Source organism: Streptomyces sp. NPDC051578 (genome assembly GCF_044454045.1).
GTDB lineage: Bacteria > Actinomycetota > Actinomycetes > Streptomycetales > Streptomycetaceae > Streptomyces.
Genome location: NZ_JBITDH010000002.1, coordinates 475,682 through 492,581 on the forward strand (window position 1 = coordinate 475,682; position 16,900 = coordinate 492,581).

The 16,900-nt window shown below is 72.4% G+C and carries 16 protein-coding genes; 8 read left to right on the forward strand and 8 right to left on the reverse strand.

Annotation, left to right across the window (positions count from 1 at the left end; translation table 11 throughout):
- Window positions 1-20 precede the first annotated feature (20 nt).
- Genes ACIA6C_RS13195 through ACIA6C_RS13205 form a run of 3 tightly spaced genes read left to right on the forward strand, consistent with a single transcriptional unit; the run spans window position 21 to window position 5,858 of the window.
- A complete protein-coding gene (locus ACIA6C_RS13195) occupies window positions 21-2,138 on the forward strand; it encodes an NHLP family bacteriocin export ABC transporter peptidase/permease/ATPase subunit (RefSeq protein WP_399276213.1) in 2,118 nt (705 codons plus the stop codon).
- The gene (locus ACIA6C_RS13200) at window positions 2,139-5,009 is read left to right on the forward strand and encodes an NHLP bacteriocin export ABC transporter permease/ATPase subunit (RefSeq protein WP_399275235.1); all 2,871 of its coding nucleotides are present in this window, start codon (window positions 2,139-2,141) and stop codon (window positions 5,007-5,009) included.
- A 45-nt stretch (window positions 5,010-5,054) separates the two neighbouring features.
- Window positions 5,055-5,858: a methyltransferase domain-containing protein gene (locus ACIA6C_RS13205; RefSeq protein WP_399275237.1), complete on the forward strand. Its 804-nt coding sequence runs from the start codon at window positions 5,055-5,057 to the stop codon at window positions 5,856-5,858.
- 16 nt (window positions 5,859-5,874) lie between these two features.
- Here ACIA6C_RS13205 and ACIA6C_RS13210 read toward each other — a convergent pair whose 3' ends face one another.
- From ACIA6C_RS13210 to ACIA6C_RS13220, 3 genes are all read right to left on the reverse strand, one after another.
- The gene (locus ACIA6C_RS13210; protein ID WP_399275239.1) at window positions 5,875-6,381 is read right to left on the reverse strand and encodes a DoxX family membrane protein; all 507 of its coding nucleotides are present in this window, start codon (window positions 6,379-6,381) and stop codon (window positions 5,875-5,877) included.
- 75 nt (window positions 6,382-6,456) lie between these two features.
- Window positions 6,457-7,776: an aldehyde dehydrogenase family protein gene (locus ACIA6C_RS13215; protein ID WP_399275241.1), complete on the reverse strand. Its 1,320-nt coding sequence runs from the start codon at window positions 7,774-7,776 to the stop codon at window positions 6,457-6,459.
- Between the two features lie 42 nt (window positions 7,777-7,818).
- Entirely contained in the window at window positions 7,819-8,229 is a 411-nt protein-coding gene (locus ACIA6C_RS13220) for a MarR family winged helix-turn-helix transcriptional regulator (RefSeq protein ID WP_399276215.1), read from the reverse strand.
- A 196-nt stretch (window positions 8,230-8,425) separates the two neighbouring features.
- On the opposite strand from ACIA6C_RS13220, the gene ACIA6C_RS13225 reads away from it, so the two are divergent.
- Window positions 8,426-9,475 carry a hypothetical protein gene (locus tag ACIA6C_RS13225; RefSeq protein WP_399275243.1) on the forward strand — a complete coding sequence of 350 codons (1,050 nt, stop codon included), beginning with the start codon at window positions 8,426-8,428 and terminating at the stop codon, window positions 9,473-9,475.
- Window positions 9,476-9,549: 74 nt separating this feature from the next.
- Here the strand turns inward: ACIA6C_RS13225 and ACIA6C_RS13230 are convergent, their stop codons facing one another.
- Complete coding sequence (locus ACIA6C_RS13230) at window positions 9,550-10,170, reverse strand: TetR/AcrR family transcriptional regulator (RefSeq protein WP_399275245.1); 621 nt, start codon at window positions 10,168-10,170, stop codon at window positions 9,550-9,552.
- Between the two features lie 122 nt (window positions 10,171-10,292).
- Here ACIA6C_RS13230 and ACIA6C_RS13235 point away from each other — a divergent pair, with 122 nt between their 5' ends.
- Window positions 10,293-11,486 (forward strand): cytochrome P450, encoded by a 1,194-nt coding sequence (locus ACIA6C_RS13235; RefSeq protein ID WP_399275247.1) that lies wholly within the window; start codon window positions 10,293-10,295, stop codon window positions 11,484-11,486.
- A 61-nt stretch (window positions 11,487-11,547) separates the two neighbouring features.
- On the opposite strand, the gene ACIA6C_RS13240 is transcribed toward ACIA6C_RS13235, so the two are convergent.
- Window positions 11,548-12,021 (reverse strand): DUF3995 domain-containing protein, encoded by a 474-nt coding sequence (locus tag ACIA6C_RS13240; protein WP_399275249.1) that lies wholly within the window; start codon window positions 12,019-12,021, stop codon window positions 11,548-11,550.
- A 289-nt stretch (window positions 12,022-12,310) separates the two neighbouring features.
- Between ACIA6C_RS13240 and ACIA6C_RS13245 the strand changes: the two genes are divergently transcribed.
- Window positions 12,311-13,123, forward strand: coding sequence for a class I SAM-dependent methyltransferase (locus tag ACIA6C_RS13245; RefSeq protein WP_399275251.1), 813 nt, complete (start codon window positions 12,311-12,313; stop codon window positions 13,121-13,123).
- Here the strand turns inward: ACIA6C_RS13245 and ACIA6C_RS13250 are convergent.
- Window positions 13,111-14,259, reverse strand: a complete 1,149-nt coding sequence (locus ACIA6C_RS13250; RefSeq protein ID WP_399275253.1) for a hypothetical protein — start codon at window positions 14,257-14,259, stop codon at window positions 13,111-13,113. The genes ACIA6C_RS13245 and ACIA6C_RS13250 overlap by 13 nt on opposite strands.
- A gap of 259 nt (window positions 14,260-14,518) precedes the next feature.
- Between ACIA6C_RS13250 and ACIA6C_RS13255 the strand changes: the two genes are divergently transcribed.
- Both ACIA6C_RS13255 and ACIA6C_RS13260 read left to right on the forward strand, forming a co-directional pair.
- Window positions 14,519-14,905 (forward strand): hypothetical protein, encoded by a 387-nt coding sequence (locus ACIA6C_RS13255; RefSeq protein ID WP_399275255.1) that lies wholly within the window; start codon window positions 14,519-14,521, stop codon window positions 14,903-14,905.
- A gap of 168 nt (window positions 14,906-15,073) precedes the next feature.
- A complete protein-coding gene (locus tag ACIA6C_RS13260) occupies window positions 15,074-15,418 on the forward strand; it encodes a peptidase inhibitor family I36 protein (protein ID WP_399275257.1) in 345 nt (114 codons plus the stop codon).
- Between the two features lie 55 nt (window positions 15,419-15,473).
- Here the strand turns inward: ACIA6C_RS13260 and ACIA6C_RS13265 are convergent, their stop codons facing one another.
- Both ACIA6C_RS13265 and ACIA6C_RS13270 read right to left on the reverse strand, forming a co-directional pair.
- On the reverse strand, window positions 15,474-16,310 hold the full coding sequence (locus tag ACIA6C_RS13265) for an alpha/beta fold hydrolase (protein ID WP_399275259.1): 837 nt from the start codon (window positions 16,308-16,310) through the stop codon (window positions 15,474-15,476).
- On the reverse strand, window positions 16,310-16,900 hold the full coding sequence (locus ACIA6C_RS13270) for a TetR/AcrR family transcriptional regulator (protein WP_399275261.1): 591 nt from the start codon (window positions 16,898-16,900) through the stop codon (window positions 16,310-16,312). Before ACIA6C_RS13270 ends, ACIA6C_RS13265 begins: the two co-directional genes overlap by 1 nt.

Below are 16,900 nucleotides of genomic sequence, written 5' to 3' on the forward strand. Positions count from 1 at the left end.
GCACCCCCACCGTGCTCCAGATGGAAGCCGTCGAGTGCGGCGCCGCCGCCCTCGCCATGGTGCTCGGCCACCACGGCCGCTTCGTCCCCCTGGAGGAACTGCGCATCGCCTGCGGCGTCTCCCGCGACGGATCCCGCGCCGCCAACCTCCTACGGGCCGCCCGCGGTTACGGCCTCCAGGCCAAGGGCATGCAGATGGACCTCGCCGCGCTCGCCGGGGTGCGGCCCGCGGCCATCCTCTTCTGGGAGTTCAACCACTACGTCGTCTACGACGGCATGGGCCGCCGCTTCGGACGCAGGGGCGTGTACGTCAACGACCCCGCCAAGGGGCGCAGGTTCGTACCGATGGACGAGTTCGACACCAGCTTCACCGGCGTCGTGCTCACCTTCGAACCCGGCGCCGGCTTCCGCCGCTCCGGCCGCAAGCCCGGCGTCCTGGGCGCCCTGCCCGCCCGGCTGCGCGGCACGTCCGCCTCGATGCTCGCCGCGGTGGTCTCCAGCCTCCTGCTGGTGGCCGTCGGCGCGACGGTGCCCGCGCTGAGCCGCACGTACATCGACATGTTCCTGATCGGGGAGCAGACCTCCCTGCTCGCAGTGCTGTTCGCGTCCATGGCGGTGGCCCTGGTCCTCACGGCGGTCCTCACCTGGCTCCAGCAGGCCAACCTGCTGCGCGGGCGCATCATCTCCTCCACCCTCGGCAGCGCCCGCTTCCTGCGGCACCTGCTGAGGCTGCCGGTCACGTTCTACTCCCAACGCAACCCCGCCGACCTGGTGCAGCGCCTCCAGTCCAACGACGCCGTCGCCGAAACCCTCGCCCGGGACCTGGCCGCCGCCGGGGTCGACGCCGTGGTGGTCGTCCTCTACGCCGTGCTCCTGTGGACGTACGACCCCGGGCTCACCCTCGTCGGCGTGCTGATGGCGCTGCTGAACCTGGTGGCCCTGCGGATCGTGATCCGGCTGCGGGCCACCGGCACCCAGAAGCTGCGCGCGGAGAACGCCCGTCTCACCAACACCTCGTACAGCGGCCTCCAGCTCATCGAGACGATGAAGGCCACCGGCGGCGAGAACGGCTTCTTCCGCCGCTGGGCCGGCCAGCACGCCGTCACCCTCGACGTGCAGCAGCGGCTCGGGGTGCCGAGCGCGTGGCTGGCGATCGTCGCGCCCACCCTCGCCGCGCTCAACAGCGCCCTGATCCTGATGATCGGCGGCCTGCGGGCGGTGGAAGGGCACCTCTCGGTCGGCCTGCTCGTCGCCTTCCAGGCCCTGGTGACCAGCTTCACCGCCCCCATCACGCGGCTCGGCGGTGTCGCCGGGCGGATCCAGGACTTCGCGGCCGACGTGGCCCGGCTCAAGGACGTCGAGAACTTCCCCGTCGACCCCCTGTACTCGCGCCGTGAACCCCCCGCCGCGACCCGGCGCCTCAAGGGCCACGTGGAACTGGAGCACGTCACCTTCGGCTACAACTCCCTCGACGCCCCGCTGCTCAAGGACTTCTCCCTCACCGTCGGCCCCGGACGGCAGGTCGCGCTCGTCGGCGGCTCCGGCAGCGGCAAGTCCACCGTCTCGCGGCTGATGTCCGGCCTGCACGCCCCCTGGGAGGGCGCCATCCGCATCGACGGGATGCGGCTGGAGGACATCCCGCGCGGAGCCCTCGCGGCCTCCGTCTCCTTCGTCGACCAGGACGTCTTCCTCTTCGAGGGAACCGTCCGCGACAACGTCGCCCTGTGGGACCCCTCCATCCCTGACGAGGCCGTCATCGCGGCGCTGCGGGACGCCGCCGTGTACGACGTGGTCGCCTGCCGCGCCGGCGGCATCCACAGCCGCGTCGAGCAGGACGGCCGCAACTTCTCCGGAGGCCAGCGCCAGCGCCTGGAGATCGCCCGCGCCCTGGTGCGCCGCCCCAGCGTCCTGGTCCTGGACGAGGTGACCAGCGCCCTGGACGCGGCGACCGAACGGACCGTCATGGACAGCCTGCGCCGCCGCGGCTGCGCCTGCGTGGTCATCGCCCACCGGTTGAGCACGGTGCGCGACAGCGACGAGATCGTCGTACTGGACCGGGGAACGGTCGTGGAACGCGGGCGGCACGAGGAGCTGCTCGCCCGGCAGGGCGCGTACGCCGCACTGGTCAAGGAGCACTGAGTGACCACCACTTGGCAGACGCAGGCCGCGCCCGACCCCGTCGTGGCCGCCCTCGCCGCCGTGGGTTCCCCCGTCGACTGCACGGGCCTGCGCAGCCTCTCCCTGGAGGGTCCGCTCGTGCTGTGGCTCGTGGAGGACGGCGCGCTGGACCTGTTCGCCGTCGACGCCGCGCTGGAGGGGCACTGGCACTTCCTGGGCCGGCTGGGGGAGGGGTCCCTGCTGCTGGGCCCGGCCGACGGCTGCGTGCACACCCTGGTCGGCAGGCCCGTGCACGGCTGCCGGCTCCGCCGCATCGAGCTGCGCGAACTCCTGCGTCCCGAACACGCGGGCGCGGGCCCGCAGGACGGGTCCTGGGGGTGGTACGCCGACCAGGGCGGGTACGGGTACGGCCTGGCCGGCGGGACCCTGAGCCCCCTCGAAGAGGCGTTCGCGCTCGGTGTCGGCCGCGGCCTGCGCGTGCTGTACCAGGCACCGCTGGAGAGCCGGACCAGCACCGGCCCGGGCCGTGACGACGACGTCCTGTGGATGCAGATCACCCCGGGCAGCGTGCAGTACGGGGCGGCGTACGAGGGCCACGGCATGGCCGGCGCCCTCCTCGTCGACGGGACGATGTGGCAGGGCATGGTCGACCAGCAGTACCGGCTGCTGTACGCCCTGGACCGGTGGATCGAGCAACTGGAGCAGGCCCACGAGGACCGCACGGCCGCCGGCATCGAGGCCGGCGAGGCGGCCCGCACACAGGCGGACCGGGCACTGCTCGCCTCCATCGGCCGCACCGGCAGGGGCGCCCGCCCCCACCGGCCCGCGAGCGACGACGCGACTCTCGCCGTGTGCCGTCTGGTCGCCCGGGACGCAGGCATCACGCTGACCGAACCGGGCGCGGCGGCCCCCGCCTCCGAGGGGACGGACCCCCTCGAACGCATCGCCCTCGCCTCCCGGATCCGTATCCGGCCCGTCAAGCTCGCCGGCCGCTGGTGGCGCGAGAACAGCGGGCCCCTGGTGGGCCGCCGCGCCGAGGACCGGGCGCCGGTCGCGCTGCTGTGGCGGCGCGGCGGATACACGGCCGTCGACCCCGCCACCGGCACCCGCGAACGCGTCGGCAAGGCGCACGCCGCCGCCTTCGAACCCGGCGCCGTGATGCTGTGCCGGCCGCTGCCCGACGGCAAGCCGAGCCTGACCGCGCTGGTCCGCTTCGCCGTCCGCGGTACGGGGCGCGACCTGCGCAGCCTGGTCCTCGGCGGCCTCGTCGCGGTGGTGCTGGGGGCTCTCGTGCCCCTGACCACCGGCCGGGTGCTCGGCACGTACGTCCCCCAGGGCGAAGGCGGCCTCATCGTGCAGAGCGCCATGGCGCTCATCGCGACGAGCACCGTGTCGGCCGCGTTCATGCTGCTCCAGAACATCAGCGTGCTGCGCATCGAGGGCCGCATCGAAGCCACCTTGCAGCCCGCCGTGTGGGACCGGCTGCTGCGGCTGCCGGTGACCTTCTTCGCGGGCCGCTCCACCGGCGAACTGGCCGGCGCCGCCCTCGGGATCAGTGCCATCCGCCGCGCGGTGTCCGGCATCGGCGCGGTGTCCGTGCAGGCGTCCGCGGTCGCCGTGATGAACCTCGTCCTGCTGCTCGTCTACAGCGTGCCGCTGGCGCTGGCGGCGCTCGCCATGCTGCTCGTGATCGCCGCCGTGTTCCTGGGCCTGGGGCTGTGGCAACTGCGCTACCAGCGACGGCTGGTCAAACTCGGCAACAAACTGGGCAACCAGGCGTTCCAGACCCTTCGCGGCCTGCCGAAACTGCGCGTGGCCGCCGCCGAGAGCTTCGCCTACGCCGCCTGGGCGCGAGAGTTCGCCCGAACCCGCGAGCTACAGCAGCGCATCGGCCGGATCAAGAACGCCGTCACCGTCCTCAACGCGGTCTGCCTGCCGATCTGTTCGCTCGTGATGTTCATGCTGCTGGCCGGCCCGGCCCGGGGCAGCATGTCCGCGAGCGGGTTCCTCACCTTCAGCACCGCCGTGACGATGATGCTCTCCGCGGTGACGCAGCTGACCGGCGCGCTCCTGTCGGCCGCCGCCGTGCAGCCGATGTTCGAAGAGGTCAAGCCGCTCCTGGAGGCGAGCCCCGAGGTGCGCAGCTCCGGCATCCGGCCGGGGACGCTCGGCGGAGCCATCGAGGTGAAGAACCTTTCCTACCGGTACGCCGACGACGGCCCTCTCGTCCTGGACGACGTGTCGCTCCAAGTGCGGCCCGGGGAGTTCGTGGCGGTCGTCGGGGCCAGCGGCTGCGGCAAGTCGACCCTGCTGCGGCTGCTCATCGGCTTCGACGCGCCCGCCTCCGGCAGCGTGCTCTACGACGGCCAGGACCTGGCGGCGCTCGACCGGGCGGCCGTACGCCGCCAGTGCGGAGTCGTCCTGCAGAACGCCCAGCCGCTGTCCGGCTCGATCCTCGACTGCATCGGCGGCGCCGAGACGTGTTCGCTGGAGGAGGCCTGGGAAGCGGCCGCGCGGGCGGGCCTGGCCGAGGACATCAAGGCCATGCCGATGGGCATGCACACGGTACTGTCCGACGGCGGCGGCACCGTCTCCGGCGGCCAGCGCCAACGGCTGATGATCGCCCAGGCGCTCATCCGCAAACCGCGCATCCTCTTCCTGGACGAGGCGACCAGCGCGCTGGACAACGCGGCCCAGCGGGTGGTCATCGAGTCCACGCGCGCCGAGCGCTGCACGCGCATCGTGATCGCCCACCGGCTGTCCACGATCATGGACGCCGACCGGGTGATCGTGATGTCCGAGGGGCGGATCATCCAGCAGGGGGCGCCCGCCGAACTCCTCGCCGACACGGACGGTCCCTTCCACGACCTGGTGCGCCGCCAGGTCGGCTGACGTGCCCCGAGCCGGCCGTCCGGCGCGGTCTGCCACAATCACGGCATGGCTGAGCACGACGCCGAACGCGGCTACCTGCTGGACAACCGGCAGTCCCAGGCGGGCGTCCGCTTCGGCGCCCTCGCCGAGCTGTTCGACCCGGTGACCTTCCGGCACGTCGACCGCCTCGGCATCGGCCCGGGCATGCGGTGCTGGGAGATCGGCGCCGGCGGTCCCTCCGTTCCCCTCGGACTGGCCGAGCGGGTCGGCCCGACGGGCACGGTGCTCGCCACCGACATCGACGTCTCCTGGATGCGCCACATCGCCGGCGGCGTGATCGAGGTGCAGACCCACGACGTGACGGCCGACCCGCCGCCGCCCGGCGGCTTCGACCTGGTCCATGCCCGGTTGGTACTGGTGCACCTCGCGGACCGCGCCGAGGCGCTGCGCACGATGGTCAGGGCGCTGCGCCCGGGCGGCCGGCTGCTCCTGGAGGACGCGGACCCCGCACTGCAACCGCTGCTGTGCCCCGACGAGTCGGGCCCCGAACAGCGCCTCGCCAACCGGTTGCGGTCCGGATTCCGTACCCTGATGGCCGCACGCGGCGCGGACCTCGCCTACGGCCGCACCCTGCCCAGGGTGCTGCGCGAAGCAGGGCTGGCCGACGTGCAGGCCGACGCCCACTTCCCGATCACCTCGCCGGCGTGTGCCGTGCTGGAGGAGGCCACGGTCCGGCAGATCCGGCAGCGCCTCGTGGAGCAGGGGCTCGCCACCGACGAGGAGATCGACCGCCATCTGGCGAATGTCGCCGCGGGACGGCTGGACCTGGCCACCGCCCCGATGATCTCCGCCTGGGGCCGCCGCCCCTGACCGTGACCGCCGGTCGCTACGGCCGGACGGCCGTACGCGCCGCGGCCGCCTCGACCGAGCGGCGGGCGGCCCGCACCGGATGCCGGTGGTCGAGCGCGTGCCGGGACCGGTAGGCGAGCGAGGGCTTGCCGTGGGTGTCCGCGGCGGCGATGAGCAACCCTCCCAGCGCGGACAGGTCCGTCAGGAAGTGGGCGCGCTGCCGCGCCCGTTCCTCCGGGTCCTCCACCGTCCAGAACGCGTGGCCGATGAGGGTGGTCGGCACCAGGGTGGCGGCCAGCGTGAGCGCGGCCAGGCGCGGCGCCCGCCCGGTCGCGAACAGCAGGCCCGCTCCGGCCTGGACCGCGCTGTTGACGCGTACCAGTTTCAGCGGGTCCCCGGCGAGCGCCGGGATGCGTTTCCCGACCGCCCGTGCGACGGGTTGGGCGAGTTCCGCCACGGCTTCGGGGCGGCGCAGGGTGTGCAGTCCGCCGGTGATGAACGGGGCGGCCAGCATGGGGCGGGCGAGTTTTCGAAGGACAGCCATGCCCACCCTGGTGCCCCGGCTCGGCCCGTCCATCCGGCCGGATCCGCCGGACGCACGGGCGGGGTGGACCCGCCGTCAGCTCAGGGGCTTGTCCAGAACGGCCTTGCGGTGGCTGAACGTCTCCAGCGAGTAGCGGCCGTGGTAACTGCCCATGCCGCTTTCCCCCACGCCGCCGAAGGGCAGGTCGGAAATCGTGAGGTGGGCCACCGGCAGTCCGAACGTCAGGCCGCCCGAGGAGGTTTCCCGGGTCAGGCGCCGGCGCGTGGTGTCGGATTCGGTGAAGGCGTACAGGGCCAGGGGCTTGTCCCGGTCGCGGATGAAGGCGATGGCCTCGTCGAGTCCGGCGACCTCGACCACGGGCAGGATCGGGCCGAAGATCTCCTCGCGCATGACGGGGGAGTCGGGCGCCACCTCGGCCAGGACGGTCGGGGCGATGTAGCGGTCGGCGCGGTCATGGGTGCCGCCGGTGACGGTGCGGCCGGAGTCGAGCAGGCCCGTCAGCCGGTCGAAGTGGCGCTCGTTGATGATCCGGCCGTAGTCCGGCGACGTCGCGGGATCGTCGCCGTACATCGCGCGCAGGGCCTCGGCCAGGGCCTTCTCCAGTTCCCTGGCGGTCTCGGGGTCGGTCAGTACGTAGTCCGGCGCGACACAGGTCTGGCCGGCGTTCATGAACTTGGTGGACGCCAGCCGGGCCGCCACGACGCCCAGGTCCGTGTCACGGTCGACGAAGGCGGGCGATTTGCCGCCGAGTTCGAGCGTGACGGGCGTGAGGTTCTCGGCGGCGGCCCGCATGACGACCCGGCCGACCCGGCCGTTGCCCGTGTAGAAGATGTGGTCGAAGCGCTGGGCCAGCAGCTCGGTGGTCTCGGCCACCGCGCCCTCCACGACGGCCACCGCCTCGCTGTCCAGGTAGCGCGGCAGGAGGTCGGCGACGGCGCGCGAGGTGGCGGGCGCCAGTTCACTGGGCTTGGCCACGACGCAGTTGCCGGCGGCAAGCGCGCCGACGACCGGGGAGAGCAGCAACTGGACGGGGTAGTTCCAAGGGGCGATGACGAGCACCACGCCGAGCGGGTCCTGCACGGTGTGGGCGACGGCGGGAGCGAGCCGTTCGGGTACAGGTGCCGGCTGCGGCCGCAGCCATTCGGCCAGGTGTTCCAGGGTGTGGTCGATCTCCCGCACGGTGAAGTCGATCTCGGTGCGGTAGGCCTCCGCCCGGCTCTTGCCGAGGTCGGCGTGGAGCGCGGCGGCCAGCTCGTCACCCCGCTCGGTCAGCAGCGTCCGCAGCGCTTCGAGCTGACCGGTGCGCCAGGCCAGGCACTTCGTACGGCCGGTGTCGAAGGCGGCGCGCAGCCGCGCGACGACGTCCGCGGGCTTTTCCGAGGGCTGGTCCGACATGCGTTTCTCCTGGGGTAGCACGAGTTCCGATGTATTTAGCAACTAATTGCCGGGCGGTATTCCCGGCAGGGGCGCGGGGTGCTCGTTGTAGCGGAGCAGATACGCGGCGAAGCGGTCGAGGTCGTCGGGGTGCCAGTCCGCGAGCCGCTCGTCGAACATCGCCCGCCGTTCCCTGACCGTCCTCGCCAGGGTCGCGGCGCCCGCGGGTGAGAGTTCCAGTACGTGTACCCGATGGTCCTCCGGGTCGGTGCGCCGCACCACCAGCCCGGCCCGCTCCAGCGCGGCCACCTGGCGGCTGACCGTCGACTTGTCCAGCGCGTAGTGGGCGGCGAGGTCGGAGGCCCGGCAGCCGTGACGTTCCTCCAGATGGCTGAGCAGGGTGAACGACACCAGGGAGAGCTCCGGGTGCATCCGTGCGGCTGCGGACCGGGCCCGCCGGGCGAACGCGGTCATCTCGCGCTGGATCGTGTCGACGGCTGCCGCCCGGCGCTCGTCGCCGGGGCGGGGGGTGTCCGATGTGTCCGTGGTCACGGCGACTCCTCTCTGTGTAGTTGTATAGTACAACCGAAAGGGAAGTTGTATATGCCAACTATTGGAGCGGTTGCCGGGCCCCGCCCGCCGCCCGAGCCGACACCGGAGGTCCTGTCGCATGTCCGGTCGCACATCCGCACACCACCACGCCGCGGACCCCGCGCTCCGCCACGTCCTCACCCATCTGCTGACCCCGCTGCTGATGTGCCTCGGCATGGGCCTCGCCTACATGGGAGCCTTCGTCCAGCCGGAGCCCCACCACCTGCCGGTCGCCGTCGTCGGCGAGGGGCCCCGCGCGATGGTCCTCGCCCAGACGCTCAAGGACGGCGCCGGCGAGGCACTCGACGTACGCACGCTCACCCACCGCGCCGACGCCGTCGACGAGCTCAAGGGCCGCCGCATCGCAGGCGCCTACGTCCCGAGTGACACGGCCCCCGAACTGATCGTCGCCACCGCCGCCTCCGACACCAGCGCCACCGTGGCGGAGAAGATCTTCACTCCGGTCGCCGCCCGGCAGGGCATGCCGCTCAAGGTGACCGACGTCGCCGGCACCGTCGCCGACGACCCGACCGGCCAGGGCCTGTTCTTCCTGCTCGTCGCGGTCAGTATCGGCTCCTACGCCTCGGTGGCGGTCCTGGGCGGTGCGGGCGCCGCACTGCGCATGCGCGCCCGCGCCCTGCTCGTCGTAGGCGTCTCCGGTGTCGTCAGCGCGATCGGCGCCCTGCTCGCCGGGCCGGTCTTCCACCTCGCCCACCACGGCCTCCCCGGCGTCTGGGGCCTGAGCTGGCTCTACTCCGCGGGCATCCTCTTCATCGGAGTGGGACTGCACACGTTCCTGAAGCGCTGGACGACGCTGGCCATGATGGTGCTCTTCGTGATGCTCAACTTCACCAGTTCCGGGGGACTGTTCCGGCCCGAGCTCCAGAACGGCTTCTTCGGATCGCTGCACGCCTTCTGGAACGGCGCCGGGTACGTCGACGGCCTGCGCAGCCTCGTCTACTTCGGCAGCGACGGCCTGCCCCGCCAGGTGGCCACCCTCGTCCTCTGGCTGCTGCTGGGGCTGGCGCTCACCGCCGCGGCCGGACTCGCAGAACGCCGTCGCACCGCCGGTGAGGCGCCTGCTGCCGAGCCGGAAGAGGAGGAGATGGAGGAAGCGGTCGGCGTCTGAGGCGCGGTCTCCACGGGGGCCGGAGCGCGCCGCTCCCCGGCCCGGGCCGGAGCACCCTGCTCCTTGGGATCGTCTTAGGCCCTGCCCGACCCGTCCTCGTCCCGGCGCGGCCCGTCCGCCGGCGCGCTCCAGAAACCGTCCAGGGCGGCCAGTACGAGCCGGCACACCGTGTCCGGATCGGCGCCGGCCAGGGGCTCGCGGGGGGCGACCGTCCGCATCAGGCCGATGCCCAGCAGCCAGGCCATCGCCAGGTCGGCGCGCAGGGCCCCGTCATCGGACGCGGAGAGCCCGGCCAGCACCTTCTGGTACGCCCCGCCCAGCTCCCGCAGCGTCCCGCTCGCCTCATCACCCCGCCCGACGGACCGCAGGTACACCTCCAGGGAGCGGTCGGTCCCCGCGGCGCTGCGCGTCAGCAGCGAACGCAGCGCCGTCTCGAACAGGTCCTCCGGCGCGGTGGCGTGCAGCTGCTCCAGGCCGCCGCGGGCGACGACCTCCGTCAGCAGCCCGTGCTTGGAGCCGAAGTAGCGGAACAGGAGCGCCTGGTTGGCTCCGGCGCGCTCGGCTATTGCCCGGACCGTGGTGCGTTCATATCCCCGTTCGGCGAACAGGTCACCTGCGGCTTCGAGCAGCCTGAGGCGGGTGGCCGCGGCGTTGCGGGGGTGCTCCGCGGGCTGCGGCCGGGGGGATTCGTCCACGCTGATGGTCCTCTCGGGGGGCGAAGGCCCGTCAGGATAACGGCCACAAACGGTCGTTGACCCGCCCGACCGCGCGTCCTACGTTGTAAGCAGCTGCTTACAACCCGCGTCCGGAGGCCGAAATGACGAACACCGGCACCACCGCCCTCGCCTACCCCTTCAACACCGCCGAGGGGCTCCAGCTCGCCGAGGAGTACGAGCGCGTACGCGCCCAGCCCGGCCTGTTACGCGTGCAGATGCCCTACGGAGAACCCGCCTGGCTGGTCACCCGATACGCGGACGCCCGCCTCGTGCTGGGCGACGCCCGCTTCAGCCGCGCGGCGGGCAGCTCCCACGACGAACCCCGCCAGTCCGAGGGCCGCACCGACAGCGGGATCCTCGGCATGGACCCGCCCGACCACACCCGGCTCCGGTCCCTGGTGGCCAAGGCGTTCACCGTCCGGCAGGTCGAGGGGCTACGCCCCCAGGTGCGCGCGCTCACCGCCGAGCTGCTCGACGAACTGGAGGCGGCCGGGCCCCCCGTCGACCTCGTGGACCGCTACGCGCTGCCCATCCCCGTCGCCGTGATCTGCCGCCTGCTGGGCGTGCCGGTCGTGGACCGCCCGCGCTTTCGGGTATGGAGCGACGCCGCGCTCTCGACCAGCTCGCTGACGGCCGAGGAGTTCGAAGCCAACCGCGAGGAACTGCGTGCGTACATGGCCGGACTCATCGAACAGCACCGCCGCGATCCGCAGGACGACCTGATGACGGCGCTCATCGAGGCCCGGGACAGCGACGGCGACCGGCTCTCGGAACTGGAGCTCATCGACCTGTGCGTCGCGGTCCTGGTGGCCGGGCACGAAACCACGGCCTCCCAGATCCCGAACTTCGTCCTCACCCTGCTCGACCACCCGGACCAGCTCGCCCTGCTGAGGCAGAACCCCGCCCTGATCGCGACGGCGGTGGAGGAGCTGCTGCGGTTCGTACCGCTGGGCAGCGGCGCCGGCCAGGCCCGGTACGCCACCGAGGACATCGAGGTCGGCGGGACCCTCGTCAAAGCCGGAGACCCGCTGCTGGTCGCGACCGGCGCCGCCAACCGCGACGCGCTGCGCTTCACCGCCCCCGGGGTCCTCGACATCCAGCGCCCGTCCAACCAGCACCTCGGTTTCGGCCACGGCGTCCACCACTGCCTGGGGGCGCAGTTGGCCCGTATGGAACTCCAAGAGGCGCTGGGCGCGCTCCTCCTGCGTTTCCCCGGCCTCAAGGTCGTCGGTGACGTCACGTGGAAGACCGAGATGCTGGTGCGCGGACCGCGCGTCATGCCGATCGGATGGTGAGTGCCGCGAGGCGGACGCCACTGTCCTTCCCCCGGGGCGGCGCGGCTCAGGTCTCCGTGCGCTACGAGGACGGACAACGGCCGGCTTTGAAGGCCGCGCAGGCGAATGCCACGCCGCCCACGGCGAACCAGGGGTTCCACAGCGCCAGCGTCCACCACCGCTGCCCGTCGCTGATGGAGGCGCCCATCTGCGTCACGTCGGACAGCAGCAGGATCTCGACGCCGGCGGCGCGCAGCAGGAGCACCGCGGCCACCCCCCAGCCGGCCCACCTCAGCAGCTGCCCGCGGCGCCCTCGGAGCGGCCGGCGGGCCAGCGCCCACCCCAGCAGGCCACCGACCAGACACAGGGCCCCGACGCCCCACAGCCCGGCGACGACGAACCACAGAGGCCGCTCGGCGGCCAGTGCGTCGCCCGCTGACACACCGAGGCCGCGCCTCCCGCCGAGGGCCCAGTAGAAGTGGAGCCCGCCGAACGCGGTCGCCCAGAGACATGCGGGATACCCCCAGAACCCACGCGGATGCTTTCGCCCACCCATGTCACCCACCCCCGGCAGCGACTGTACTCAACCGCTCCCACCGCCCCGGCCCGTCCCGTCGACGGGCCGACGCCAACCCATTCCAGAAAGCCACCCGACAGCAGCCGCAGACCGCCCCCTGACGGCCCTCGGCGGGACCTGGCCGCTCCGGCGCCGCCCTCCGGGGGACAGGGGTCCCCCCGACCCTCAACCCTGCGGCAGGCGGCCGGGGAGGTCTCCGGTGGACCTGCCTGACCTGCGGTTTCCTGCCATCGGGACCTAAGATTTCCCCCAGGGGAAAGGGGACCTGATGGACCGGAACATACGCACGGTGGACGATGTGCTGAGGCTCTTGGACGGCCTGTTGGCTCCGCACGCCGATCGCTCGACGGCCGGCGCGGCGTCCTGGTGGGACGGCTTCTACGCGGACCGTTCCCGGCCGGTGCCGTTCTTCGAGGCGAAGCCGGACGAGAACCTCGTCTCCTACCTCGACCGCGGCCTGGTCACCGGGGGCCGGGCCCTCGACCTGGGGTGTGGGCCGGGGCGCAACGCGTCGTACCTCGCTGCCCGGGGCTTCGAGGTGGACGCAGTCGACCTGTCACCGGCTGCCATCGCGTGGGCGCAGGACCGGGCCCGTGAGGCGGGGACGGACGTCCGGTTCCGCTGCGGCGACGCCTTCGACCTCGTCGGAACCGAGCTGAGCGGTCCGTACGACCTGATCTACGACTCGGGGTGTTTCCACCACTTGCCGCCGCACCGCCGCATCAGCTACCTCGGCGTCCTGGACCAGGCCCTGGCGCCCGGCGGTCACTTCGCCCTCGCCTGCTTCGCGGCCGGCTCGGTCGGCTCGATCGGCTCGGCCGGCTCCGAAGTCTCCGATGGAGACTTCTACCGGCAGCCCCGGGTGCGCGGCGGTCTCGCCTACACCCCGGAGGCATTGCGCTGGATCTTCTCCGCTCTGACGGAGGTGGAACTGCGCCGAATGCGGGACGAGCGCCCCCGGTCGCCCCGGTTCGGCGAACCCTTCCTCTGGACCGCCCTCTTCCGCCGCGAATCGGGCCGCGACGGAAGCGGCGGCGCCCCGCACTCACCGCCCGTGCGGCCGGGGCGTCACACCTTGTAGTAGAGGTCGAACTGTCGCGTGCCCGTAGCCGAGTTGTTGGTGATGCCGAAACAGAGCCGCAGCCCCTCCGGGCCGGTGTACACGGCCATGCCCTCCGGTTCGCGGGGGTCGGCGCTCGCGTCGGCCTCCGAGTGCGTGCGCTGGATGTAGCCGGTGGCCGGGTCGTTGAGCACTCCGTTGAGGTCCATCGAGGTCGTGTGGATGGTCCACTTGTCCACGCCCGACAGCGGCAGCGACGGGTCGCCGGTGCGGCTCTCCCCGTCCAGCATGTACACGTACCGGCCGTGCGAGGCGAAACCCTGGAACGTCGCGGCCGTGGCGGTCGGAGCCCCGTTGGCGTCCGCCTCGGGCAGGAACGGCTGCCGGATCCGGGCGAGCGGGGCCGGCAGGGCAGAGCCGTCGGCGGCTGCCGTCCGAGCCGCCGCCAGGTCGTAGGCGGCGAACCAGTGGTCGCTGCCGAGCGCGTAGCGCAGGAGGAGGATCCCGCGGGCGGCGTCCACGTACGGCGTCATGGAGGTCGCGGCGGGGTCAGGGGACGCCAGCCTCTGCACGGCGGGGTGGCTGGTCCACAGCACCGTCTTGTCCACGAACGGGAACCGTACGATCTCCTGGCCGTACCCGTTCCTCGCCGCGCCCGCCTCGGTCCATACGCAGGCCGGTGCGCTCGCGGTGGCCGGCTCGATGCCGAGCGACACCCCGTGCCCGAAGCCCAGCAGGTACATGTGACCGAGGACGTTGCCGTTCAGGTCGTGCCGGGTGAGGCACAGGTCACCGGAGGTGTCGTGCTGGGTGGCGCCGATGGACGGTGTGATGGCAGCCTGGCTGCCCGACTTGAGGTAGGCGACCTGGCTCGCCCCGGCTATCTGCAGGGTGTACAGGTGCCCGTTGACCGAGTCGAACGCGATGCCCTGCAGCGTGGTCGAGGTGTCCTCGTTGACGATGGCCGCCGGATTCCAGCGGGTTGACGGATGGTCCACCGCGATGAGCGGTGCCCCGTCGGGAATCTTCGCAGGGTTCACCGCGGGCTCCGCGTGCGCGGTACCGGCGGCGGTCGCGACGGACGCCGCCGCGCTCGCGACGGCAACGCCGGCCCCGGCGAACATCAGTCGTCGTCGGGACACTCCTGTCGATGGCATCTGACTCCTCATCCGCTGTAAGTGGTGCCGCTCGGCGCGGCGTTCAGGGGCCGGCCTGGCGGATCACTGTAAGGGAGCCCACCGCGAGACGGGGCGGCGGCCCGCCCCCTCGCCGACGGGATCGGGGCGGGAGCGTGGCCTGCACGGTCGGCGACGGATAATGACTCGCCCCCGGCCTGCCCGGCCATCGCCCGGTGCCAGGCGGTGGCCGCGGCCGCAGGGCGGGGCACTCCGTAGCGCATCAAGAGAGGGAAGGGCCATGACGCTCAAGGAAGGCCGGCGGGTGAAGCTGGCCGTGGACATCGGGCTGGCCGACGCGGTCGTCATGGCCGAGGGAGCGGCGGCGGGGCCCGTCGCCGGGTTCCTCGCCCTGGCGGCGGGGACGGAGGGAACCGTCGACCGGGTGGTCGGGGAGCAGGAACCGAGCGGGGAGGTCCGCGAGTACGAGCGGCTCAAGTCGCTCCTCGATTCCTTCGGCCACGACATGCCGCCGGAGAGCAGGAGGCAGCTGGAGGAAAAGGTCGGCTCCCTGGAGTCCGCGTGGGCCGCCCATCAGGAGCGGGGCGCGGGCGTGATGGTCAGGGTCCGCTTCGACAACGGGTTCGTGCTCGACGGTGCACGGGACGACCTCTTCACCCCCGCCTGACCGGTCTCTTCAACTCGCCCTGACCGGCTGGGCGAGTGTGGCCGGTATGCGGGGACCCATTGAAGATCCTATGGATTTCCGCAGAACGCGTGTGGATGTCCCCGTTGTCCCACGCTCCTTGTCCGAGGCGCGGACGATGGGAGGAACGGCTTCGGCGAGGAGGAACGGATGAGGACACGTCACCTGCGCAGCCTGCTGGTCTTCGGCGCGGCGGTACTGACCACACTCGGCACCACGACGCCTGCTCAGGCACTGCCCGCATGCCCGGGCAACGCGATCTGCTTGTGGAGGTTCCAGGACGGGACGGGTGACCTCTACGTCTGGCGGGGCGGCTACGTCGACCTCCCGGGGAAGTTCGTCGACCACGTCTATTCCTTCCGGGCCAACAGGACCGGCGCCTTCATCGACTGGGCGAAGGGCAAGGAGTGCCACGCGGTCCGCAAGGGCGACTACGGCAGCAACTACGGTTCCCGCTTCGGATCCAAGATGGATGCGGTCGGCGACAACTGCTGACTCCGTTGCGCCCTCCGGCCAAGGGCGGACGCGCCGCCCCGGCTCGGGCATGCCGTCATGCGCGGAGGGCCTTTCGCAGGAGTTCGCCGAACCGGGTGGGATGGGTGGTCAGGCCGGTGTGGCCGCCGGGGAAGTGGCGGAGTTCCGTGCCGAGGCGCTCCGCCAGGAGGGCTGCCGGACGGTAGGGCAGCTCGCCGCGTGAATCCTCGCCGCAGGCGAGCACGAGCCGGTCCGACACGGCCTCCAGCCGCTCGACGTCCGGGGCGTAGGACATGAAGCTCGGCACGATGCGCCCGACGAAGAACGGCAGGTTGGCCATCGTCCGCTCGGCACGTGCCGCTGCCTGCGGCGGCAGCCTGATCCCGGCCTTCGGGCCGGTGGTGTCGCCGTCCTTCCTCAGGCCGTCGGCGAAGACGGCCATCGCCTCCATCAGCCCCTGGGTGCGCAAGGTCTCCTGGACGCGCGCGATGAGCGCTCGGTGCTGTGGGGCGTCCGGCAGGACCTCCACCACCGGCGGCTCGTGCGCCACGACGCGTTCCACGCGTTCGGGGTGGGCGGTGAGGAGGTGCAGCGCGACGATGGCACCCGAGCTGGCGCCGAACACCCGGGCGGGCTCACCGGGCGACAGGAGTTCCAGTACGCGCAAGGCGTCGTCGGCGTGCTGGTCCACCCGCTGTTCGGCCTCGGTGTCGTCCAGCGTGCTCCGGGACAGGCCGCGCGGGTCGTAGGTCGCGACCGTGTACTCGTCGGCCAGGTCGTCGGCTATGCCGTCGAAGGATGCCGCGTCGCCCGCTCCGCCGGGGATCAGCAGCAACAGCGGCCCTCGGCCGCGGACTTCGTAGTGCAGGGTCGCGCCGCGCACGCGCAGGCTGCCGGTGGCCGGGGCGGTCATCAGGAGTCTCCTTCTCGGGACGGGGGCCAGTGCTCCAGGAGCGTGTGGAGCGCGTCGAGGGCGCGGAGCCAGGAGCGCTGCGGCGAACGCTCGTGAGCGAATCCGCCCGCCGCCTCCAGCGCGACGAACCCGTGGAACGTGCTGCGCAGCAGCCGGACCGCGTCGGTCAGGTCGGGCTCGGCCAGTCCGTAGCCGCGCAGCATGCCGTAGGTCAGCTCGACCGCCCGTCGCGGACCGGGCGCTTTCGCGGCCAGCTCCGGGTCGATCCGGATCGGGGCCTGGGTGGCCGTGTAGCGGCCCGGATGCGAACGGGCGTACTCGCGCCACGCGTTGGCGAACGCGACCAGTGCCTCCTTGCCGGCCCGCCCGGCCGTCGCCTCCGCGAGACGGATGGTCTTCTCGTCCGCCGCGAGCAGCGCGATCCGTCCGCGCAGGTCCTCCAGGCCGCGCACGTGCGTGTAGAGGCTCGCGTCCTTCACGCCGAGCCGGCGCGCCACTTGCGACATGGTCACCTGATCGAGCCCGACCTCGTCCGCCAGCTCCGCGCCCGCGGTCGTCACCCGCTCCGCGGTCAGCCCTGCGCGTGCCAT

What these genes read in the sequence shown, in the direction of transcription:
- ACIA6C_RS13195 (WP_399276213.1), top strand. Translation starts at nt 21, where the DNA reads ATGGAAGCCGTCGAGTGCGGCGCCGCCGCCCTCGCCATGGTGCTCGGC.
- ACIA6C_RS13245 (WP_399275251.1), top strand. Translation starts at nt 12,311, where the DNA reads ATGGACCGGAACATACGCACGGTGGACGATGTGCTGAGGCTCTTGGAC.
- ACIA6C_RS13240 (WP_399275249.1), bottom strand. Translation starts at nt 12,021, where the DNA reads ATGGGTGGGCGAAAGCATCCGCGTGGGTTCTGGGGGTATCCCGCATGT.
- ACIA6C_RS13250 (WP_399275253.1), bottom strand. Translation starts at nt 14,259, where the DNA reads ATGCCATCGACAGGAGTGTCCCGACGACGACTGATGTTCGCCGGGGCC.
- ACIA6C_RS13210 (WP_399275239.1), bottom strand. Translation starts at nt 6,381, where the DNA reads ATGGCTGTCCTTCGAAAACTCGCCCGCCCCATGCTGGCCGCCCCGTTC.
- ACIA6C_RS13270 (WP_399275261.1), bottom strand. Translation starts at nt 16,900, where the DNA reads ATGGCACGCGCAGGGCTGACCGCGGAGCGGGTGACGACCGCGGGCGCG.
- ACIA6C_RS13260 (WP_399275257.1), top strand. Translation starts at nt 15,074, where the DNA reads ATGAGGACACGTCACCTGCGCAGCCTGCTGGTCTTCGGCGCGGCGGTA.
- ACIA6C_RS13235 (WP_399275247.1), top strand. Translation starts at nt 10,293, where the DNA reads ATGACGAACACCGGCACCACCGCCCTCGCCTACCCCTTCAACACCGCC.
- ACIA6C_RS13220 (WP_399276215.1), bottom strand. Translation starts at nt 8,229, where the DNA reads ATGACCGCGTTCGCCCGGCGGGCCCGGTCCGCAGCCGCACGGATGCAC.
- ACIA6C_RS13205 (WP_399275237.1), top strand. Translation starts at nt 5,055, where the DNA reads ATGGCTGAGCACGACGCCGAACGCGGCTACCTGCTGGACAACCGGCAG.
- ACIA6C_RS13255 (WP_399275255.1), top strand. Translation starts at nt 14,519, where the DNA reads ATGACGCTCAAGGAAGGCCGGCGGGTGAAGCTGGCCGTGGACATCGGG.
- ACIA6C_RS13215 (WP_399275241.1), bottom strand. Translation starts at nt 7,776, where the DNA reads ATGTCGGACCAGCCCTCGGAAAAGCCCGCGGACGTCGTCGCGCGGCTG.
- ACIA6C_RS13225 (WP_399275243.1), top strand. Translation starts at nt 8,426, where the DNA reads ATGTCCGGTCGCACATCCGCACACCACCACGCCGCGGACCCCGCGCTC.
- ACIA6C_RS13265 (WP_399275259.1), bottom strand. Translation starts at nt 16,310, where the DNA reads ATGACCGCCCCGGCCACCGGCAGCCTGCGCGTGCGCGGCGCGACCCTG.